The following is a 20,913-nucleotide window of genomic DNA, read 5'->3' as shown; positions in this document are numbered from 1 at the left end:
TTTCGTCCGCTTCGCTCATTTAAATAAAACAGCTGCCAGTCTGTTTGGTCCGCACTGGATCTTGTCCATGGCCGGCGTCCACATCACCGGCCTTCATCTGATCCTCAGGGTCTCGACCGTTCGGGCTGAACTGGAAGGACAGCCACGTCGTTGTCGGTTGAGGTCGACGGCGAAGCGGTGGCCTTCGATCGAAATCAACGTCGCGAAACACCGTCCCCGACCCGACTTGCTGCACCCCTGGCAGCAACCGTTTTGCGGTCATGGCGCCATACCCGGATGATCCCGTTCCCGTCAGCGCATCCTCTGGAGAGCCCCGTAGTGGTTTGATGATTTTCGAAGGCCTCGCGCCACAACTTCTAAATCTCCGATTGAAAAATCAGGCCAGAAACGGCCTCCAGTCAGTTTGAAACGGGGACCCGGACTATGGGCCGAAGCAAGTCAGTATGTCCGGACAGTAGTATTCGGGCGTACGGCCACTGATCGGATTGCGATATGCGAACCACATCGGCTTGATGTCAGGGTAGTTGGTCGTGCTGAAGTTCCTGCGCCGATAGTCGGCGTAGAGGCTCCAGGGGATATCGGGCGCAAAACTGATCGGATTGCCGTTGCGCGAGGCCTGTCGAGGCGCCCCGGGCGTAACGGCTCCACGAGGCCTGGAACGGGCCCAGCCTTCCGCGTAACTGGAAGAATTGAAGTAGGTCTCGTCGATCACGCCCCCGACCCTCATCTTCCACACGCCCTCTTCGAGCACCGCTGTGTCGTTGGGATACATGCCGCTGTTCCAGGCACCGGCCCGGGTGGAGTTGGCGAAGTAAAGGAACATGCGCGTCCGGATCTTCGCCGAACGGGCATCCGGCGTCACGTCGATGACCGGCTGAATTCGCAGATGCAGGCGAATGCCGTCCAGCGGATTGCTTTCGGACCACGGAGCGAGATGGGACTCGAGCATGGCGCGGTACAGATGCTCGCGCCCGACATAGAAGCCCGCGCCCTGGGGACGGGTGCCATCGACAGCCATGTTCTGGACGAACTCATCCCATTTCCAGTCATCGAGATAGTAGCCGAACGTCGATGAGATGTTTTCGACCGCGTCATAGGCCTTGGAGACGTCCAGCCGACGTCGGGCCTCGGCCACTCTCTGGTCTTCAGTCCTTGCCGTCTCGACGACAGCCGGAACAACCGGTCCGGGAACCAGTCTGTCGTCACCTACAATACGAAAACCGGTCGGGTAGGATGGCGCCTGACGCGTGACCGGATTCGTAAAGAAGGCCGGGATCACCGGGCTCAACTGCGGCGAGTTGGATGCCGGAGAGGCCCGATCAGGGGCTGCCGCCCCTGTGGGAACCGGGTCGACAATCGAGCTTCTGTGCCAGCCCTCATAGTAGTCGGCCTTCATCTTCGGATAGATGCGCATCTCGCGGATCCTCCACTTGCCATCCTGCAGCACATAGCGGTTCACGAAGGTCGAGACCTGCCACTGGCCTACGCCGAGCTCCGGCGTCAGCATACCGAGCTGGAGACCTCGGCCCTGGGCCTCCACACCATTGGGATCGATCGTGATGACGGTGTGTAGCTGGATCTGATCATTGATCTGGCCTCTCTGGAGGCCCGCAGGTCCGTCACGTTCGAGGGCGCGACGGATGCCGGCGACGCCGTCGTAAACGCCCACGCCCGCGATCTCGAGCACGCCGTCCGACGTGAACAGATCTGTCACGTCGTCCCACATCTTCCGGTCCTGGTAGTAGCCGTAGATGTTCTGCAGATTTCGGACCTGGTCCTCCGCATTCATCGCCGCGACAGTCTGTTCAAGATCTGCCAGCGGGATGTTCCTCGGCGTCCGGTCAGCGTCGCCGGATTCGATCGGAACCGGCCGGCCGGCCAGACCGGGTGTATAGTGATAGGGGACGAGGGGTGTGTTTGCAGTCGGAGTGAACCAGCCCGTTTCATAGGGTCCCGCGAATTGGGGGATCACTCGCATGCGGGAGATCTTCCAGACGCCGTCTTCCTTGACGTAGTCGTTGACCTGCATACCGCCCGACCAGTCGGCACGCCCGTTCATCGTCCCGGTCATGGTCAGTTCAGTCCACCGACCCGTCGCACTTCCACCATCGACGGAAAGGGTGACCACCGGCGCGTAGAACATCTGGTTGCGCAGTTGTCCGACCACCAGACCGTTTCGGCCACCGCCGAACTGTCTCAGGAAGTGACCCCGGATGGCTTCCTGACCCCGGATCGTCGTGTCGCCATCAATGTACTCGGCGTTGCTGGCAAACAGGGAAGCCATGTCAGCCCACAACCCGTACTCGCCGTACTGGGCGAAGGTGTACTGGAGATCCTTGACCCTGCGCAGAGACTGGGCGCGTTCGATATCCCGGGCGATCTGTTCCACAGGACTGCTCGCAAGGAACGGACCCGTTCCGAACCCGCCTTCTTCCTGGGCAACCGCTCGAGCCGGAAGAGACGTGATCCCGCCGAACAGCAGGCTGCCCGAAACAAGAGCCATGAGGCTCAACCGCCCGATCCTGATTTTCGGAGTTGAACGCGAGTCACACATAAGGCGTACCTTTGCAACGAATAGACAAAAATGATCTGGACGCCGAGGTTGTCCGTCAGATTTCAGGGAGCGGATACTGCTTCCGGCTGTTCAGGTACTTCGCCGATACAGGTCGTTACATCGGGGCAGAAGAACTCCGGGCGTCGACCGGTGACAGGGTTCAGATAATGGAACCACATCGGCTTGATATCCGGCCAGGATGCGAAGCCAGGATAGCCCCGAACGACCCCGTAGCCGCGTGCTCCAAGACCTTCCGGAGGAAGCTCCGGCGGATAGGACAACTGATCAGCAGGCGGGCCGCCGGCCTGGCGGCCTCCGGTCCCCCTGCCCTGTTGAGGCACGTCGAGCGGCGCATCCGGCCTGGCCCATCCCAGCGCATAACTTCTGGAGTTGAAGTAGGTTTCGTCGATCCAGCCACCCACCTTCATCTTCCAGATCCCGTCCTCCAGGACGGCGGAATCGTTCGGATACATGCCACTGTTCCACGATCCGGGCGAACGGGTGTTGGCGAAGTAGAGGAACATGCGCGTGCGGATATAGGCGGATCGAGCATCCGGCTGGATGTCGATCACGGGCTGAAGCCGGGTGTGCAGCCGGATCCAGTCACGGGTCGTCGGCATGGGCCCATAGGACAGGGCTTCGCCCTTGAAGATGGAATCGCGCCCGATATAGATCGAGCCACTCGCCTTCCGCCGCCAGCCGTCGACCGAATAGTTCTCGACGTAACGCTGCCACTGGTAGTCGTCGAGGTAGTAGCCGAAGGTGGAGGAAATGTTCTCCACGGCATCATAGGCCTCGGACACATCGAGACGCTGGCGCAGGTCGACCAGCCGTTCGGCCTCGGCCCCACCGGAAGCAGGCGAGGCGCTCAGGTCCCGAAGGGCGAGATCGCCGACGACTGTGAACCCGTTCGGGATCGTCACAGGACGTCCGGTGACAGGATTATCGAAGAAGGCCGGGATCACATTCGTGACCTGGGGCGACCTGTCTGCCGGCGAAGGCCGATCCGGCGCTCCGGCGCCCGTCGGAACGGGCTCAACGACCGAGCTACGGTGCCATCCCTGGTAGTAGTCCGTCTTCATCCGCGGATAGATCCGCATTTCGCGAATGCGCCACTTGCCGTCGGCCCCCTTGGCAAAGCGGTTCTCGAAGGTGGAGATCGACCAGTAGGCTTGGCCGAGCTCAGGCGTCAGCATGCCGAACTGAAGGCCACGCGCGACCGCTTCCGAGCCCCCGGGCGCGACAGTGATCAGGGTATGGAGTTGAAGCTGGTCATTGACCTGACCGCGTTGCAGATTCTGCGGACCCTGCAATTCGAACGCCCGGCGGATACTGGCAACGCCCTCGTAGATGCCCAGGCCGGCGATCTCGAACACGGCGTCCGATTCAAAAAGATCGGTCGCGTCATCCCACATCTTCCGGTCCTGGTAGTAGCCGTAGATGTTCTGCAGATTTCGAACCTGATCCTCATCGTTCATCCGCGCGACCCGCCGCTCCAGATCAGGAAGGGCTGTCTGCGCACCGGCGCTGCGAAGAGCTTCCTGCTGCTCGGCCGTCAGGGCCGAGACCGGCCGGCCCGCCTCTTCCGAAGTATAGTGATAGGGAACAAAGGGGATCTCGGCCCCGATGCTGAACCAGCCTGTTTCGTAGGGTCCCTCGAACTGCGGGATCACATTCATGCGTGCGATTTTCCAGACCCCGTCCTCGCGCACATAGTCATTGACCTGCATGCCTCCGGACCATTCGGCCGAACCGCCCATGCGGCCGCGAAGCGTCAATTCCTGCCAACGGCCTCTCGCGGTTTCGCCATCGGCGGCCAGGGTGACAACGGGGGCCATCATCAGCTGGGTATTGACGGACCCTGCCGGCAGACCATCCCGGCCCTGTCCGATCTCGTCACGGAGGTAGGTCTCGATGGCGGCCGGACCGGCAATCGTCCGGTCGCCGATCACCAGCTCGCCGCCCAGGCTGAACAGAGCCGCCATCTCGCTCCAGAGGCCATACTCCCCGAACTGGGCGTAGGCGTACTGGAGCGTCTTGGCCGCCCGAAGAGCACCCGCCCGCTCGATCTCTGCCTCCACCACGGCGACCTCGCCGGAAGCCTGGACGGGATTGACGACTGTCTCGACGGCGAACGCCGGATTGGCACTCGCCGACCCGGGCAGCATCGACAGGCTGGCCGAGGCCAGTCCCACCATGACAACTGCGGTGAGGGCGCGCGGGATTCTGTAACTGATCATGAGGCCCTCAAGGCAGAAACGTTGGTGACGCCTGCAGCCGGGCTGCAGGCGTCACCCGGAAGACTACTTGAACTTGAACCGCAGCCCGACGGAGTAGGTTCGGCCTACGGTGTCATACAGCGCATTATTGGTTTGGGTCGGCTGCTGACCCGTCGCATAGAGAGCAGGCGGATCCGAGTTCAGGAGATTATCGACCCTGCCGAAAGCGGTTATCTCGGAGCTGTCCGTTTCCATAACGACGTACTGAACGGAAGCACCGAAATAGGCTCTCGAGTCTTGATAGTTGTCTGCAACATCAAGAGCCGATTTGTTGAACTCATTGTCGATATTGCCGCCGCCGATATAGCGCATGTTGGCGGCGAGGGTGAGCGGGCCGTTGCGGTAAGAGGCGTTGCCGCTGACACGCCAGTCCCTGCCGGCTTCACCGGCGATATCGACGATCGCGAACCCGTCATCGGTCGAGATCTCGTTCATCTTGCTGGCCAGCAGGCGGAGGTTCACCCGGCCACCGTCATCCAGGTCGAAGGAGTAAGCTGCTTCGATATCGAACCCGGTGGTCCGCTCCTTGGCAAAGTTCTGCTGGGAGCTGGTGACTTCCGTCATGACGCCGCCGACCCGGGTAATGTTCGCGCAGAGTGACGTAGTTCCGGCAAAGCAGCGATCAATCGTCTGCTGGGCGGCGACGTTTCCGATCGCGTCGGCGATGTCGATGTCATAGGCGTCGAAGGCCAGTTGCAGTCCCGGGATGACGGCCGGACGGAACACGACGCCATAGGTAAGCGTGTCCGCGATTTCCGGCGTGAGATTGAGGTTGCCGGTGGTGATCGTGACGACGCGAGGCTGGGTGTTGGTGAACCGGTCGATGAGCACGGCGCTCCCCCGGCCGCCCGGCGCGAAGAGCTCATTCAGCCGCGGCGCGCGAATGTCCCGTGAACGGGTGACGCGCAGCCGGACCTGTTCGTCGAACTCATGCGTCCAGCCGACTTTCCAGGTGGTTGCGGGACCGGACAGATCGTACTCCGTCGAGCGCACAGCAGCGTTGATGTCAGACGACAGGGCGAAAGGCAGGTCACGCGCCAGCGGAATGACGGTCTCGATGAACGCCTCCTTCACGCTTTCCTCGCCCGACTGCGGCTTGGCATTGCCTAGGCGGAAACGGTTGGCCTGGGAGTCTGCGTCGGTCACAACATTCAGCGACTCGGTCCGGAACTCGAAACCGGTGGCCCAGGAGATCGGCCCCGCCCAGGTGGCCCCGAGATCGCCCCGCAGTTCGCCCGCAACGACTTCCTGTTCGTAGACCGACCGGGTCGTGCCGACCCCGGTGGCATAGTCGGCGGCCTCGGCGCTGATGGATCCGGCCCCGAAGACATTTATGGGAACGCACCCGTTCGTCGGGTTGGTCAGTGTCGAGCGGCAAATAGGCCGTCCCGTCGCCGGATTGATTACACTGTCGATTCCGAGCAACCAGTTATCCTCGTATCGACTTCCGATATCGAGGTCATAGTTGCTGGTGCCCTTTTGATAGTACGCAGACCAGCGCCAATTGTCATTGATATTTCCGTCTGCCCCCAAAACATAACGGCTGGTTTCATAGGTACCATCCGAGTAATCATCGCCAAGTTCATAGTTCAGCCTTCCCATCAAGAAGCTCGTGACGTTCGCGGTGACCATGGCGGCCCTGGTCGCAGCCGGCAGGAACGCGTTGTCGCGCTGAATTCTGATGGTTCCCTGATCGTAGGGGGTGATGATGTCGTAAACCGTACGGGAGTAGGCGTTTGACGCCTCGGCGTAGACTGTGATGTCCTCGGTGACGTCGAATGACGCCTTCGCATAGACGCTGTTCCGCTCAAGCGGCGACACCAGATTGATGCGATTGCTCAGCCAACCACCGTCGCCGCCCTCCATGAACAGGGCCGCGACGTTCGTACCAAGCCTGAAAGGTTGCGGCACGCCGCCCGTTCCAAACTGTGTGTTGGCCAACGGACCGCTGAAGATGACTCCCCCGGCGGTCATGCGGGAGAAGGTCGCATTGTCGCTCGGGATCAGCCGGTACTGGCCATTCGTCGTGGTGTAGGTGGGGTTCACAATATAGGCGCGCTGCACCTTGCCCCAGTCCCGCGTGGCGCCGTCTGCGATACCCTCGAGGTCCGAGACTTCGCCGGCGACCATCACGCGCAACCGGCCATCCAGGAATTCGCGACCGGCCGCCAGCTCCACCGTCGTCTGGGCGTTGTCGCCCAGTTCGGACACATTGTATTGTACGCTGCCCTCGATACCGTCGATGTTCCGCTTCAGGATCAGGTTGACCACGCCGGACACGGCGTCGGATCCCCATGCCGCCGAAGCGCCACCGGTCACGACTTCAAGACGCTCGACCAGGGAAGAAGGAACGATGTTCAGGTCGACATTGCCTGCAATGTTCGTCGGCACGACCCGGCGCCCGTCGATCAGGACCAGGGTTCTTGCGTTGCCCAGATTGCGCAGGTTGACATACTGGCCACCCGGGTTGGCGCTTCCCGTGCCCCCCGGTGCAGCGCGGACGACCTGCGGAAGTTCATAGAGCACGTCACGGACGTGGGTCGCGCCGCGCGCTGCCATCTCTTCCTCACCCACAGTCGTCAGGGGCGTCGGAGCCACAAAACCCGGGCGGGCGATGCGGGTGGCAGTGACGACGATGTCCTCGATGTTCGTCGCTGTCTGATCGCTGCGCGCTTCAGCTCCGGTCCCCTGGGGACCTGACGCCGCCGGCGCGGTCTGCGCCAGGCTGGGACTGGATCCCAGCGCGAAGGCCATGGCCATTGCACCCAGGCTCGCAGAGCCCTGAAGCGCGAGGCGCAAAGCCCCCTTACGTGTGTTCAATTCCACTTTCATAATCCCTCCCGAGGATCTTCGCCCTGCTCAACAGTCGCCGCTTTCCGGCTATCCTGCTGAAGTCCCGGCGGGGTTCATTCTCCGCCTTCAAAAGGCACTAAGCATGTCCTTTTAGACCAATGTCAACCGACCGTGCGACCAATGGCGCACGGGCAGAATGAAGGGCGGCTTATGATGCTGTTTTATAACGCGTTACTGGTCATTGCTCCGGGCGGCGCCCAGGGCACTGCCAGCCCACGGGAGTCCGTCGCCTGTTGCGAAACGACCCTAAAGGTCGTTAGTCTAGCTTTTCGGTAAGGAGAATCGCGGTGACCCAGGAGATTACGCGTCGGGGCTTCGGTCCAATGGCAGTGGCGGCGGCGGCGCTTGTGGCGGCCCCTGCCAGAGCCGCACCCGCCCAAACGGCCCCTGCCGGAGGGGCACCGGCCCGATTGGAAACCCGGCTGATCCCCGCACAGACAAGCTGGGAAGCGCCGCCTGTTTCAGCGGCGCAGGAGGGCATGGCCGATGTCGGCGAGGCCCGTCTTGCGTACTGGGATACGGGCGGCACGGGACAAGCTGTTGTGCTGCTTCATCCAGCGACCGGCTCCAAGGATATCTGGGCTTATCAGCGGGGCGTATTCGCTTCCGCCGGTTTCCGCGTCATCGGCTATTCGCGGCGCGGCCACGCCGGCTCCGATCGCGGGCCCGACGAGTCGACGGTGAGCGCTGCCGATGACCTCAAGGCCCTTGCTGACCATCTTGATCTCGACCGGTTCCATCTTCTCGGTTCGGCAGCGGGCGGCTTCGTCGTTCCGGACTTCGCCCTCTCCTATCCGGACCGACTGCTGAGCATGACCATCGCCTGTTCACAAGGCGGAGGAGCGGATCCCGCCTATCGGGAAGCCATCCGCAGGATCTCGGCACCCGGCTTCTCGGAAATGCCTTCGAGCTTCCGGGAGTTGGGGCCGTCCTATCGAGCGGCCAACCCGGAGGGCATGGCGATCTGGGAGGCGCTGGAGCACGCTTCCAAGCACGGTGAGCGCATCCGCCAGCCGACCCGCAATACCTTGACCTGGGAAGCCCTCAGCAAGATCCAGACCCGCGCCCTGGTCTTCACGGGTGCTGCAGACCTGTACCTTCCGCCGGCCCTGATGCTTCAGTATGCCAGCAATCTGCCCAATGTTCAGACCGCCATCATTTCAGAGGCAGGGCATTCGGCTTACTGGGAACAGCCCGAAGCGTTCAACAGCCTGGTGCTAGGCTTCCTCCAGAGCTGAAAGGTCAGACCGGCGCGAGGCTCGCGCCGGTCAAGGCCGCCCGGCGTAACAGGGGAGACGCCCGGTAGCGTCCATCGGGCGAATCCAGGCTCAGCGCATCCAGAATCGATACAAGCCGCGACGGTCCGAGGGACTCCGACCAGGCCAGGGGTCCGAACGGATAGTTGGCGCCCTTGACCATTGCCGAGTCGATGTCGGAGGCCGAGGCCACACCTTGCTGAAGCGCATCAGCCGCTTCGTTGGCTATCATGGCCAGAGTTCGGCCCAGCACGAGGCCCGGAACGTCGTCAATATAGTGGATCGTCTGGCCAAGGGCAGCGAAGGCGGCTCCGATCGCGTCGCGTTGCATTCGGGAGACACCGGGAGATGTTGCGGCCGATCGTGCTGCCGCCGTCCGCTCGTCCATGACCAGGTCAACAACGACGACCGCCTCACCGGTCTCGATCTCGCGCTGCAAGGCCGTTCGGCCATCCGTCTCGAGAATGAGCACACCGCCAATCCGCAAGCCGTCGGACCCGTCCGCTTCGATGACCTCAAGCTCACTGTTCCGGAATCGTGTCGCCAGGCCTGATGTGGCGTCGCGCCCGAGGCGGACGATACCTGGTGCTGGCCAGGCCTGTTCCGGAACAACCGTCGTCGGTTGACCGTCCAGATAGGTATAGAAGCCCACGCCGGACTTGCGGCCCAGCCGGCCTGCATCGACCAGTGCCTTCTGAACCAGGGAAGGGCGATATCGAGGGTCCTGGAAGAACGCTTCGAAAACAGACCGGGTCACCGCGAAGTTTACATCGTGTCCGATGAAATCCATCAGTTCGACCGGCCCCATCCGGAAGCCGCCGCCCTGCTTCACGACCGTGTCAATGACCTCCGGGGCACAGGCACGCGCCTCCAGAAGTTTCAGCGCCTCGCCATAGAAGGGTCGTGCGACGCGGTTGACGATGAAGCCGGGCGTGGATGAGCAACGGACCGGCGATTTTCCCCAGGCGGCGGCGAGCTCGAACACCCTGTCGGCAACAATCGGTTCGGCCATTGCGCCCGACACAACTTCCACCAGCCGCATTGCGACCGGCGGATTGAAGAAGTGCATGCCGACAACGCGACCGGGCCAACGCGTGGGCGCTGCAATCGCATCAATACTGAGCGACGATGTATTCGTCGCCAGGATCGCATCGGCGGACACGATGTCATCAAGCGCACAGAACAGATCGACCTTGGCTTCCAATTTCTCTGCAATGGCTTCCAGCACAAGACTGCAGTCGGCGAATTCCTCAAGCGACTCGACGGCCTGCAGACCCTCCTGGATCTTCCGTGCCTCGTCGGCAGTCAAACGCCCCTTTTTGACCTGACGTGCGAGATCAGAAGCGAGGCCGATCAGGCCGGCTCTCGCCGCGCCGGGCACGCGGTCATACAGCTTGACGGCAAAGCCCGCCTGGGCCGCGACCGAGGCGATCCCGGAGCCCATCGCTCCCGCGCCCACTACTCCAACAAGCAAGGGTCTACTCCGCCGGCCGGGCGGCAGGGATACCGGAAAGGTCTGTACCGGCGAGTATCGCGGCAAGAACTTCAGGCCCCAATTCCGGGAGCCGCGACAGTTCGCTACCGATCGGGAGCAGACTCTCCCGGGAGTTTTGCGGTCTGGGGATGCCGTGGGCGTTCAGAGTCATCGCCACCATGGAGTAATAGCCGATCAGCGCAGTCAGTTCGACCAGCCAGACGTCGTCGAAACGCTGATGCAGCAGTTTGTAGATGTCGCCGCCGACATACCCGGTCTGCAGCAGTTGCCGGGCATAATCGTAGATCAAGGCTTCATCCGAATCGATGAAGGACGGTGAAAGGCACCGACGGATTGCCTCGATGATCCCGGCGTTCAGGCCTACAGCGCGCGCAATGTCCGCATGGATCGCCCACTCGGTGTCGCTGCTCCAGTGCCGAGCGACAACGAGGATCGCCAGTTCGCTCTGAACCGGAGTCAACGAAGTCTTGTAGCGTAGATGTTCGCCGAATTTGGACCAGCGGTCGGCCAGCTCCGGCGAGTGAAGCGCCGCCCTTAACGGACCGACCATCCGACCACGTGGCCCGTTGACGACCGTGTCGTAGATCGCCTTCTGCTCCGGTGTCAGACCGTCTCCGTCGAGTAACCGGATGCGCCCGTCATTGACTCCGTTGATGTTCGTCATGGCTGGACTCCCGCGCCGAATGGGGGCGCCCGCAAACCGAACTCATCCAGAATTTCTTCGGTATGCTCCCCCAGCAAGGGCGGCGGCCGGTCGAAAACAAGCGGAGCCTGATGAAAACGCATGGGACTTGTGACCAGTTTGATCGGTCCCATGCACGGATGATCAAGGGTTTGTAACAGGCCTCGATCCTGGACCTGCGGATCAGCGAAAACGGAGGAGATCGTGTTGATCGGACCGCAAGGGACGCCGAGCGCATCCAGTCGCGCGACCCAGACGGCGAGGTCCTCCTGGATCAGCGCCTCACGAATAATCGCTGACAGCTCCGGCAGATTGCGGACGCGTTCCGCGTTCCGCGAGAACCTGACATCATCTGCCAGCTGCGGGTGGCCGATCGCCTGACTGAAGGCACGAAACTGACCATCGTTCCCTACAGCAAGAACGATGTGGCCGTCGCGGACTGCAAAGACATCCTGGGGCTGGATGTTCGGATGGCTGTTCCCCGACCGCCGCGGTTCGCGACCGGACAGCAAGAAATTCTGGGCCTGATTGGCAAGGAAGGCTGTCTGGACATCGAGCATGCCGATATCGATATACTCACCCTCACCGGTCTTCTCTCGATGATTCAGGGCCGCGAGGACCGCCACGGCCGTATACATGCCGGTCATCAGATCCACGATGGGCACGCCAACCTTCTGGGGACCACCTCCCGGTCGGTCGTCGCGCTCCCCGGTAACGCTCATTAGGCCCCCCATGGCCTGAACCATGAAGTCATAGGCAGACTGATCACGGCGCGGTCCGGTCTGACCGAAGCCGGTGACAGAGGCATAGATCAGACCCGGATTGACCTTGCGAAGGTCGTCATAGCCCAGACCGTATCTGGCCAGAGCGCCGACCTTGAAATTCTCGACTACGATGTCCGACGACCGGGCCAGATCGCGGATCACGGCCTGGTCTTCCTCCCGGGACATGTCGAGAGCAATCGAACGTTTTCCGCGATTGACCGAGAGGAAATAGCCGCTCGCCAGATTCTCACCGTCCTCGCCTTCCACGAAGGGAGGGCCCCAGGACCGCGTATCGTCTCCGACATCCGGCCTTTCGACCTTGATCACGTCCGCGCCCAGATCAGCGAGGATCTGGGTCGCCCAGGGACCCGCCATAATGCGACTGAGGTCGAGCACCCGCACATGGGAGAGAGGACCAGCCATGCTCAGGCCTGAAGTATGGTCACGGCGCAATTGCCGCCTGCACCCAACACATGGGCGAGTCCCACCTTGGCCCCTTCGACCTGCCGCGGACCGCAGTGTCCGCGCAGTTGGGACACGAGCTCCACGATCTGGCCCAGGTGCGATGCCCCGACGGGTTCGCCCTTGCTGATCAATCCCCCACTCATGTTCACGGGATGCTTGCCGGTGATCTCGGTCACGCCCTCGTCGACAAGGCGGCCACCTTCCCCGACCGGGCAAAGGCCGAGTTCCTCGTAGATCTCGATCTCGCAGAATGCGTCGGTGTCCTGAACCTCGAAGCAGTTCACGTCACCGGGACCAAGACCCGCCTTCTGATAGGCCTCCCGAGCTGTGACTTCGGTCGGTCCTTCGTTGTTGACCGTGGAACTCATGCTGTCGGCAGGGCAACGGAAATCCGCCGAGTAGCGGGCGATCGTGTGCGCGACACCCGCAATGCGAATGCCATTGGCTCCCAACTCCCGCATCTTGCGCTCGGACGCCACGACCACAGCTGCGGCGCCGTCATTCGGCGCACAGATCTCAAGCCGACGGATCGGATCGCAAACCAGCGGCGACTCCAGAATTTCCTCCAGACCGAAGGCCTTCTGGTACATGGCATTGGGGTTGTGGACGCTGTTGCGGTGGTTCTTGTAGGCGACCTTGGCGATCTGCAGGTCGGTTGTTCCGTAGTCATGCATGTGCCGCATGGCACGCATCGACCAGTAGCTCGGATTCAGGGACATCCCCAACTCGATCTGCCAGGGCGCGTAGATCATGGACGGGTCCATGAAGCCGCGAGGCATCTTCTCGCATCCGCAGACCAGGACCAGATCCACTTCGCCGGACTTCACCGCGAGGACCGCCTGACGGAGCGCCGCCCCGCCGCTGGCGCAAGCCGCCTCAATGTCGACGATCGGGATGTCGGTCCCTCCCAGCCGGCGAAGGATACGAGCGCCCGACGTCGCCGGGAGATACATGCGCGAGAGATAGGCCGCCTGGATGTCGCGCCATTCAACGCCGGCGTCCTGAAGGGCCGCCGCCGCCGCCTCCGCACCGATGGCCTCATAGGGCTTGTCGAAGCGGCCGAAGGGGTGAATGCCGGCGCCCAGAATGTACACTTCAGTCATGGTCAGATCTCAGGCGACTTGAAAATCGAAGGCGACCACTTCGGCGCCCGCTTCGTCACGACGGAGCACGAAGGGATGAAACTTCAGCGGCATGCCGATCTTGATGGCGTCCTGCTCGACCTCAACGCGGGACAGGACCTTGAGGCCGTCCGGAAGATCCACCAGACCCATGGCAAACGGCTTGAAGGGTTCAGGCATCTGGTAGTTGCCGGGCGGACGGTGGCGAACCATCGTATAGGTCCACAGGACGCCTTCACGGCTCAAAGGCTTCTGCTCCACCTGGTCGCCGCCGCAAGCCGGGCAGACAGTGTTGGAGCCAAGCGTTGTTTCCCCGCAAGACCGGCAAAGCGTGCCGCACAGCGTTGCGCGCTCCATATCCTCAAGGTCGCCCCAAAGGAGCCCCTCTCGCAACGACCGTCGCGGCATCGAATCCGTCATTTCCGCTCTTCCCGCCGATCCAACCAGTTGGATAGTCATAAAGACTAATCTTCTGTCCTTTCTGGCGCGCAGATCATCCGGGGTCAAGTCGCCTCTCATCAGTTGGCCGACGCACGCGTTGAGCAAATCAACGGGCGGCGGTATAGGGGGCTGATGATTGATATGATTGAGGGCGACGCCGGGCTCGGCCGCAGTGCGGTCTCCCGATACATCCAGCTTGCTACCCTTTTCCGCCGCCGGATCGAGTCCGGACAATGGCCGGTTGGTCAGCAAACGCCGACCGTCGACGAGTTGGCTCTGGAATGCGGCGTGGCGCGGGCGACCATTCGCCAGGCGCTAGGGCTCGTCGAGGCAGAGGGGCTCATCGAGCGTTTTCGGGCCAAGGGAACTTTCGTCAAGCGCCGGCCCCAGGACCTGCTCTGGTGCGGCGTGGAAACCGATTGGCAAGGCCTCTTGAGCTCCCGCGAAGGGGCCGAGATTGAGGTCCTTGTCGACGAAAAGGGCGGCGCGCCGCTTGTGCATCACGCCATCGGTCAGGCCGGCCAGACCTACCGCCGTTTGCGGCGCCGCCATTCGATGAATGGCCAGGCCTTCCTTCTGGCCGATATCTATGTTGACGAACGGATCGCTTCGAAGCTCAGCGATGAAGACCTCAGGACAAAGACCGCACTCCGGCTTGTGTCCGGCGTCTCGGGTGTGAAGATCGCCGAAGCACAGCAGACGCTCACGATCGGAACAGCGGACATCGAGACCGCGCAGTTGATTGGGCTGCCGCTGAACGCGCCGATCTGTCACGTGACGCGTTCGGCCGTCGACCAGCGCGGCCGTCTCGTTCTGGTCTCGAACGGCATCTACCGGGGTGATGTCGTGCGGGTCGACATCCGGCTGAAATAGGTCAGCAGCCGCGATAGGCGGGTGGCCGTTTCTCCATGAAGGCTGTCATGCCTTCCTTCTGGTCCGCCGAGGCAAACAGGCTCGTGAAAAGACTTCGCTCCTCGGCGAGGCTGGCGTCCAGGCCGTTGTCCGAGCCAAACCGTATGGCCGACTTGATGGCCTTGACCGCCAACGGCGGCATCGTGGCGATCTGTCTGCCCAGCGCGATCGCGCGGTCCGTCGCCTCGCCCGCAGGCACCCTCTCCGACACCAGACCGAATTGCTCGGCCTCCTCGGCCGAAATCTGCTCGCCGGTCAGACACAGCTTCATCGCCCTGTATCGTCCAATCGCGCGCAACAAGAGTTGGGATCCTCCTGCACCGGGCATGATGCCGACCCGGATCTCCGGCTGGCCGAAGCGCGCACCCTGCCCTGCGATGATGATGTCCGAGTTCAGCGCCAGCTCACAGCCACCCCCCAGGGCATAGCCCTCCACCGCGGCGATCACCGGCTTGGTACAGGCACGCAGCGTGATGAAGACCTGGTTTGTGCCCAGTTCGGCATGCCGCTCCGGGCTCATGTCCCGCATTTCAGCGATGTCAGTCCCTGCCACAAAGGCCTTGGGCCCGCCCGTGAGCACCAGGGCGGCGACGGTGGGGTCCGTGTCAGCCCGCTCGATCGCGGCCTGGAGTTCGGTCTTCACAGCCATATTCAGGGCGTTCAGACGCTCGGGCCGGTTGATGGTGATCAACGCTACCCCGCCGTCCAGAACACTGAACAGAACGACGGCTTCGTTTGCCGTTTCCAGTTGACCGGTCATGAGGCCGCCTTGGGCGCGGAACGCGACAGCAGAACGAGCAGGATCGCGCCGATCGCCAGCAGCGTGCCGAAATAGACCTGACCGAAAGCCAGGGTTCCGGTCCTTTCGGACACCCAGCCGACAATGATCGGACTGAAGAAGCCCGCCACGGCGCCGCAGGTCGTGACAATAGCGATCCCTCCGGCTGCAGCCGTGCCCTTCAGATAGGTCGCCGGAAGGCTCCAGAATGGTCCGGTGGCTCCGAACATCCCGATACCGATGCAACAGGCGGCGACCACCGAGAGCACAAGATTACCCTGGACCAGAGGCAGGCAAAGCCATGCGGCCGCGCCGAACAGGCCCGCTCCGGCCGCATGCCAGCGGCGCTCCTGAAGACGATCGGAGCTCCGGGCGATCAGCTGCTGGGCCACAACCCCGAAGACATAGGGCAGCGCCGAAAGAAGGCCCACGGTCAGAACATCCTCGATCCCGGCACGACGGATGATCGTCGGAACCCACAGGCTGAGGCCGGCCAGCCCCGAAATCATCGCCATGGCCATGACCGCGAGGCTATAGAGCCGGGGATCCCGGACCGCGTCGATGATGCGAGTATGCTTCTGAACCCCGTTGGCGGCCGCCTCCCGGCTGAGATCCTCCTCCAGCAATGCCTTCTGCCTGACGGTCAGCCACTTCGCCTCGGCGGGCCTGTCCGTCAGATAGAAGAAGGCCATAATGGCCAGGGCGCAACCCGGGAGGCCTTCGACGATGAACAGCCACTGCCAACCGGCCAATCCACCGAGGCCGTCCATGCTGGACATGATGACCCCACCGATCGGGTTGGCGATGACCCCCGCGAGGGCCATGGCCGACATGAACTGGGCGGTCATGCGGGCCCGGCGCGCCGCCGGAGCCCAATAGCTGAGATAGAGCAGTACGCCCGGGAAGAATCCAGCTTCAGCGACACCGAGCAAAAACCGCAGCGTATAGAAATGCCAGGGGAACAGCATGAAGGCCGTTGCCGCGGAAAACAGGCTCCAGAGGAACATGATCCGGGCGATCGTCAGCCGCGCGCCGATACGCTTCATCCAAAGATTGCTGGGCACCTCGAACAGGCTGTAGCCCAGATAGAAGAGACCGCCCGCGAGCCCATAGACAGCTTCGGAGAAGCCGAGCTGTCCCATGAACCCGAGCTTGGCAATGCCGATGTTCGACCGGTCGATGTACGCGAAGATATAGCAGACGATCAGGAACGGGATCAGTCGGCGTGAAACCACGCGATATGTTTCGTCGAGTTCGGCTGCCACCGACCCCGGCGCGTGTGCTGCAGACATTCGATTCCCTCGCCAAGCTGACGTGCGGCTGTGACAGCCGTCGTAATCTTTAGGCTAGCTTATTAGTTTTTATGGCCCGGTCAAAGCCGAATAGCGCTTCGGCGTTAGCGACCAGAATTCGTCGCCGAAGCTCCATGTCTCCATCAAGCCAGGCCGTGAACCGGTCCAGAAGCAGCCCCACATCGGGGCCACCATTGTCCATGCGGATGAAGGGCCAGTCCGACGCCCAGAGGACACGATCCGGAGCCGCGGACACCAGGACCCGATGGAACGGCCCGGCATCGTCAAATGCCGGTCCCTGCTGCGACACACGGCAGACCGAGAGTTTCACCCAGACAGCGCCGTCGGCCGCGGCTTCCACGATCTGCCGGAAGAGCGGATCGTCCGGGCCCCTGCTCAGGTCAGGCATGCCCATGTGATCGAGAACAATAGGCATGCCAAGCGCGCGCAGCCAGGGAAGGCGTTCCACGATCGTTTCAGCCGGCGCCCAGACCTGGGCATGGAGCCCGAGCTCACGCATGATCGGCGCAAGCGCTTCCAGATGCGAGATTCCGACGCTTCCGGGTCGAACCCCACCGCCCGGAGCCGGGAAGTCCGAAAACCGGAGCGCCACAACCCCTGCCTTGGCCAGAGCCTCAAGCACGGCCGGGCTGACACTCCCGTCCGCAAGGGCGACGCCGCGCGTATTCGGGCAGGTCGCAAGAGCGTCCACCAATGCAGAGTGGTCGAACCCGTAATGGGCAGGCTGAACCAGAAGGGCGCGGTCCAGCCCGGACTGCGCCCAGTATGTCTGGTGTGCAGAGATCGGCGCCAGCGGTGCCGGGAACGCCGGCGGATGGACGAGCGGGAACCGTTCGAACGGGCCGAATACATGCGTATGGGAATCGCAGGCCCCTTGAGGCAGGGGCTCCTGCGGGGCCCTCACCGGCCGGCCGGGTATCGGGTCGAGGATCATGACGGCACGGTCGCGATCGCCGACGGTCGCGCAGCAAAGGTTTCATACCACTCCGCCAGCGTCGGATAGGCAGCGCGCCAGTCCTCATCTGCGAAGCGAAAGTCCAGATAGCCGAGCAGGCATCCGGTCGTGATCTGAACGATGTCGATCTGCTCGCCGCAGGCCTCCGGCGGCCAGGAGGCGATCTCCCGCAGCGAGGCGGCCTTCTTGACCTCGAAAGCATCGATGTGAGGTTGTGACCGGGCGCCGTCTGGCCGCTCTCGCTCGTTTCGCAACAGGATGAGAACGTCAAGCAACCCGCTCACCAGCGCATGCCTTGCCGACGCTTGCCAGAGCGCCCGGCCTCCGGCGGGGAACAGGGTCGCCGGGCCTTCCAGCGTATCAAGGTAGGCGCAGATGAGCCCCGAGTCCTGAAGGACGATCCCGTCCGGCAATTCCAGCGTTGGCAATTTGCTGAGCGGGTTGACCCGCATCAGTTCGGCATTCGGCTTGGTCATCGCAACGGGATTCCGGACCAGTTCGATCCGGTCCACGAGCCCTTTTTCGTGGGCGGCAATCATGACCTTGCGGACGAAGGGTGACTTTGGAGACCAATGCAGAATCATGACGCCAAACCCCTCCGATGAACAAAGCCTAGTCTTTTGTCCTTTTGCTGCTAGATGATCGCCGGGACAAGGACAAAGAGTGGACCATGAGCACCCACGCCTACATCTGCGACGCCGTCCGTACACCGATTGGCCGCTTCGGCGGAGCCCTGGCATTCACACGAGCGGATGATCTCGCAGCCGCGCCGGTCAAGGCATTGGTAGAGCGAAACCCGTCTGCAGACTGGTCACGGCTCGATGAGGTCTTCCTCGGATGCGCCAACCAGGCCGGTGAGGACAACCGCGATGTCGCCCGGATGGCCGCCTTGCTGGCGGGACTCCCGACATCGGTTCCCGGCACCACCATCAACCGTCTCTGTGCCTCTGGACTCGACGCCGTCGGGTCAGCGGCGCGGGCCATCCGCTCCGGAGAGATCGGTTTCGCGATCGCCGGGGGGGTCGAGTCCATGACGCGGGCGCCCCTCGTCATGGGCAAGGCAGAGAGCGCCTTTCAACGCACCGCCGAAATCCACGACACCACGATCGGATGGCGATTCATCAACCCGGCCATGCGCGCCGCCCATGGCGTCGATTCCATGCCGGAGACGGCCGAGAATGTCGCCGCTCGCTACGAGATCAGCCGCGAGGACCAGGACGCCTTTGCATTGAGAAGCCAGCAGCGGGCAGCAAACTCGAGGGCCTTCTTCGCTTCGGAGATCATTGGCATCGAGGCTCCTGATGCGAAAGGCCGAACCCGTCTGTTCGGCGAAGACGAACATCCGCGCGCGGACACGACCCTGGAGGGCCTTGCGAAGCTCCGGGCACCTTTTCGTGACGGCGGATCGGTCACCGCCGGGAACTCGTCAGGCGTCAATGACGGGGCCGCGGCCCTGATCATCGCTTCGGAGGCTGAAGCTGTCCGGCACGGCATTGTCCCTCGGGCCCGTATCCTGGGTATGGCGACCGCAGGCGTTGAACCCGCCGTCATGGGTATCGGACCGGTTCCCGCCACCCGGAAACTTCTCGACCGGCTCGGCCTGGAGATTCGCGACTTCGATATCCTCGAACTGAACGAGGCCTTTGCAAGCCAGGCGCTCGCCGTTCTTCGTCAACTCGGCCTGGACGATGACGCGCCCCATGTGAATCCGCATGGCGGCGCGATCGCGCTTGGACATCCCCTCGGGGCCAGCGGCGCCCGCCTCGCCCTGACCGCAACCCATGCCCTCGAAATGAACGGTGGCCGGCGCGCGCTCTGCACCTTGTGCGTGGGCGTGGGCCAGGGCGTCGCCCTTGCGCTGGAACGCGTGTGACCAGCGCTCAGCGTCCCTGAAACACCGGCTTCCGCTTCTCCGCGAAGGCCTTGAAGGCCTCTCGGGTGTCTTCAGTCAGAGCCAGGGCTGCTGTCTGTGACTGCTCGTATCGATAGCCGTCGCGCATGGACATGGCTTCGGTAAAGTCAAAGGATCGTTTTGCGGCGATCACCGCGAGCGGGGCTTTGGACGCAATCTCACGCGCCAACCCCAGCGCGGTCTCCATCAACTGATCTGGCGTCGCCAGTATCGAAGCGACATTCATCCGATAAAGATCGGCACCGGAAATACGCCTGGCAGTCAGAACTACCAATCGGGCATCTGAGGGGGAAAAGCTGCGCAACACATGTCGCGCTCCGCCGGCCATGCCGACGTCGACCTCGGTCATCGCCAGAAAGGCGTCCTCGGACACGACCATGATATCGCAACACAGGGCCAGGACGGCTCCGGCCCCGATCGCTGCGCCGTTGACCGCGGCGATGACTGGCTTGGGACACTCGATCGGGGCATCGAAGGCCGCACGAACAAGCCGATTATGCCTTGCATAGCCGCCCGGTTCATCGGCCAGTTTTGGGCGCTCGCCCAGTTCCGCCCCGGCCGAGAAGGTCTTTCCGCGCCCGGTCAGGACGATCGCACTGACCGCATCTGAAGCGCCGAGCACGTCAAACGCCCGAACGAGTTCCTCTCTCATTCGACGATCCTGGGCATTCACCGGAGAAGCTGCCAGCTCGATCGTCGCGACATGATCGGACACATCCACAGCGAGGCGCTCGAACAGGGCGAACTCGGTCTTCAAAGTCGTCATTGCACGGGTCTCGACGCTGCGGGGACAGTCGCTGACGCGTCGCTGACCAAAGACAGCATGTCAACCGATGGCCCTGTCAGGCGGCTCTGTCAGCCTAAACTGATTGCTGGTTTTCGCCGAGGCACCTGGCGTCGCCGGCATGACCACGACGCCAGGTCGAGGTCCTTGGCACCAAGCGAAGTTTGGGCTGACAGGGCCCTGCGAAGGCATATAGGGTAATAGATCGTAGTTATTGCTCTTGAGGCTTTCCATGGATTTCAAGCACAGCGACAAGGCCCTGCACTGGCAGGATCGGGTCAACCGGTTCCTCGACGACAAGGTCCTGCCCCGGGCTACCGACTACTGGGCCGAGGTCCATGCCGACCAC

16 protein-coding genes are annotated in these 20,913 nt (G+C 62.7%); 3 read left to right on the top strand and 13 right to left on the bottom strand.

The window, feature by feature from the left end; genetic code table 11:
• Window positions 1-421: 421 nt before the first annotated feature.
• The 3 genes from Q0044_RS14805 to Q0044_RS14795 all read right to left on the bottom strand — a co-directional run bounded on the left by Q0044_RS14805 (window position 422) and on the right by Q0044_RS14795 (window position 7,665).
• Window positions 422-2,503, bottom strand: a complete 2,082-nt coding sequence (locus Q0044_RS14805) for a nuclear transport factor 2 family protein (RefSeq protein WP_298163286.1) — start codon at window positions 2,501-2,503, stop codon at window positions 422-424.
• Window positions 2,504-2,616: 113 nt separating this feature from the next.
• On the bottom strand, window positions 2,617-4,794 hold the full coding sequence (locus Q0044_RS14800) for a nuclear transport factor 2 family protein (RefSeq protein ID WP_298163231.1): 2,178 nt from the start codon (window positions 4,792-4,794) through the stop codon (window positions 2,617-2,619).
• 63 nt (window positions 4,795-4,857) lie between these two features.
• Window positions 4,858-7,665: a TonB-dependent receptor domain-containing protein gene (locus tag Q0044_RS14795; RefSeq protein ID WP_298163230.1), complete on the bottom strand. Its 2,808-nt coding sequence runs from the start codon at window positions 7,663-7,665 to the stop codon at window positions 4,858-4,860.
• Window positions 7,666-8,165: 500 nt separating this feature from the next.
• Here Q0044_RS14795 and Q0044_RS14790 point away from each other — a divergent pair, with 500 nt between their 5' ends.
• The gene (locus Q0044_RS14790) at window positions 8,166-8,924 is read left to right on the top strand and encodes an alpha/beta fold hydrolase (RefSeq protein ID WP_298163229.1); all 759 of its coding nucleotides are present in this window, start codon (window positions 8,166-8,168) and stop codon (window positions 8,922-8,924) included.
• A gap of 4 nt (window positions 8,925-8,928) precedes the next feature.
• On the opposite strand, the gene Q0044_RS14785 is transcribed toward Q0044_RS14790, so the two are convergent.
• The 5 genes from Q0044_RS14785 to Q0044_RS14765 are packed head-to-tail and all read right to left on the bottom strand — an operon-like array spanning window position 8,929 to window position 13,976.
• Entirely contained in the window at window positions 8,929-10,401 is a 1,473-nt protein-coding gene (locus Q0044_RS14785) for a 3-hydroxyacyl-CoA dehydrogenase (protein ID WP_298163285.1), read from the bottom strand.
• 19 nt (window positions 10,402-10,420) lie between these two features.
• Window positions 10,421-11,101 (bottom strand): carboxymuconolactone decarboxylase family protein, encoded by a 681-nt coding sequence (locus tag Q0044_RS14780; protein WP_298163228.1) that lies wholly within the window; start codon window positions 11,099-11,101, stop codon window positions 10,421-10,423.
• Window positions 11,098-12,306 carry a CaiB/BaiF CoA transferase family protein gene (locus Q0044_RS14775; protein ID WP_298163227.1) on the bottom strand — a complete coding sequence of 403 codons (1,209 nt, stop codon included), beginning with the start codon at window positions 12,304-12,306 and terminating at the stop codon, window positions 11,098-11,100. Before Q0044_RS14775 ends, Q0044_RS14780 begins: the two co-directional genes overlap by 4 nt.
• Window positions 12,307-12,308: 2 nt before the next feature.
• Window positions 12,309-13,451: a thiolase family protein gene (locus Q0044_RS14770; RefSeq protein WP_298163226.1), complete on the bottom strand. Its 1,143-nt coding sequence runs from the start codon at window positions 13,449-13,451 to the stop codon at window positions 12,309-12,311.
• A gap of 9 nt (window positions 13,452-13,460) precedes the next feature.
• Entirely contained in the window at window positions 13,461-13,976 is a 516-nt protein-coding gene (locus Q0044_RS14765; RefSeq protein WP_298163225.1) for a Zn-ribbon domain-containing OB-fold protein, read from the bottom strand.
• A 66-nt stretch (window positions 13,977-14,042) separates the two neighbouring features.
• Between Q0044_RS14765 and Q0044_RS14760 the strand changes: the two genes are divergently transcribed.
• Entirely contained in the window at window positions 14,043-14,783 is a 741-nt protein-coding gene (locus Q0044_RS14760) for a GntR family transcriptional regulator (protein ID WP_298163224.1), read from the top strand.
• A 1-nt stretch (window position 14,784) separates the two neighbouring features.
• Here the strand turns inward: Q0044_RS14760 and Q0044_RS14755 are convergent, their stop codons facing one another.
• From Q0044_RS14755 to Q0044_RS14740, 4 genes are read right to left on the bottom strand one after another with little or no spacing between them, the layout of a single operon-like run.
• A complete protein-coding gene (locus tag Q0044_RS14755) occupies window positions 14,785-15,582 on the bottom strand; it encodes an enoyl-CoA hydratase-related protein (RefSeq protein ID WP_298163223.1) in 798 nt (265 codons plus the stop codon).
• Window positions 15,579-16,892, bottom strand: coding sequence for an MFS transporter (locus Q0044_RS14750; RefSeq protein WP_298163222.1), 1,314 nt, complete (start codon window positions 16,890-16,892; stop codon window positions 15,579-15,581). The genes Q0044_RS14755 and Q0044_RS14750 overlap by 4 nt, the downstream gene beginning before the upstream one ends.
• Before the next feature lie 49 nt (window positions 16,893-16,941).
• Window positions 16,942-17,847 carry an amidohydrolase family protein gene (locus Q0044_RS14745; protein ID WP_298163221.1) on the bottom strand — a complete coding sequence of 302 codons (906 nt, stop codon included), beginning with the start codon at window positions 17,845-17,847 and terminating at the stop codon, window positions 16,942-16,944.
• Window positions 17,844-18,452 (bottom strand): glutathione S-transferase family protein, encoded by a 609-nt coding sequence (locus Q0044_RS14740; RefSeq protein WP_298163220.1) that lies wholly within the window; start codon window positions 18,450-18,452, stop codon window positions 17,844-17,846. Before Q0044_RS14740 ends, Q0044_RS14745 begins: the two co-directional genes overlap by 4 nt.
• Window positions 18,453-18,538: 86 nt before the next feature.
• Between Q0044_RS14740 and pcaF the strand changes: the two genes are divergently transcribed.
• Window positions 18,539-19,741 carry a 3-oxoadipyl-CoA thiolase gene (pcaF, locus tag Q0044_RS14735; RefSeq protein ID WP_298163219.1) on the top strand — a complete coding sequence of 401 codons (1,203 nt, stop codon included), beginning with the start codon at window positions 18,539-18,541 and terminating at the stop codon, window positions 19,739-19,741.
• 7 nt (window positions 19,742-19,748) lie between these two features.
• Here the strand turns inward: pcaF and Q0044_RS14730 are convergent, their stop codons facing one another.
• The gene (locus Q0044_RS14730; protein ID WP_298163218.1) at window positions 19,749-20,546 is read right to left on the bottom strand and encodes an enoyl-CoA hydratase/isomerase family protein; all 798 of its coding nucleotides are present in this window, start codon (window positions 20,544-20,546) and stop codon (window positions 19,749-19,751) included.
• Between the last annotated feature and the right edge of the window lie 367 nt (window positions 20,547-20,913).

This window comes from Brevundimonas sp., assembly GCF_027484365.1.
Lineage (GTDB): Bacteria > Pseudomonadota > Alphaproteobacteria > Caulobacterales > Caulobacteraceae > Brevundimonas.
This window is presented reverse-complemented; position numbering and strand designations above follow the sequence as displayed.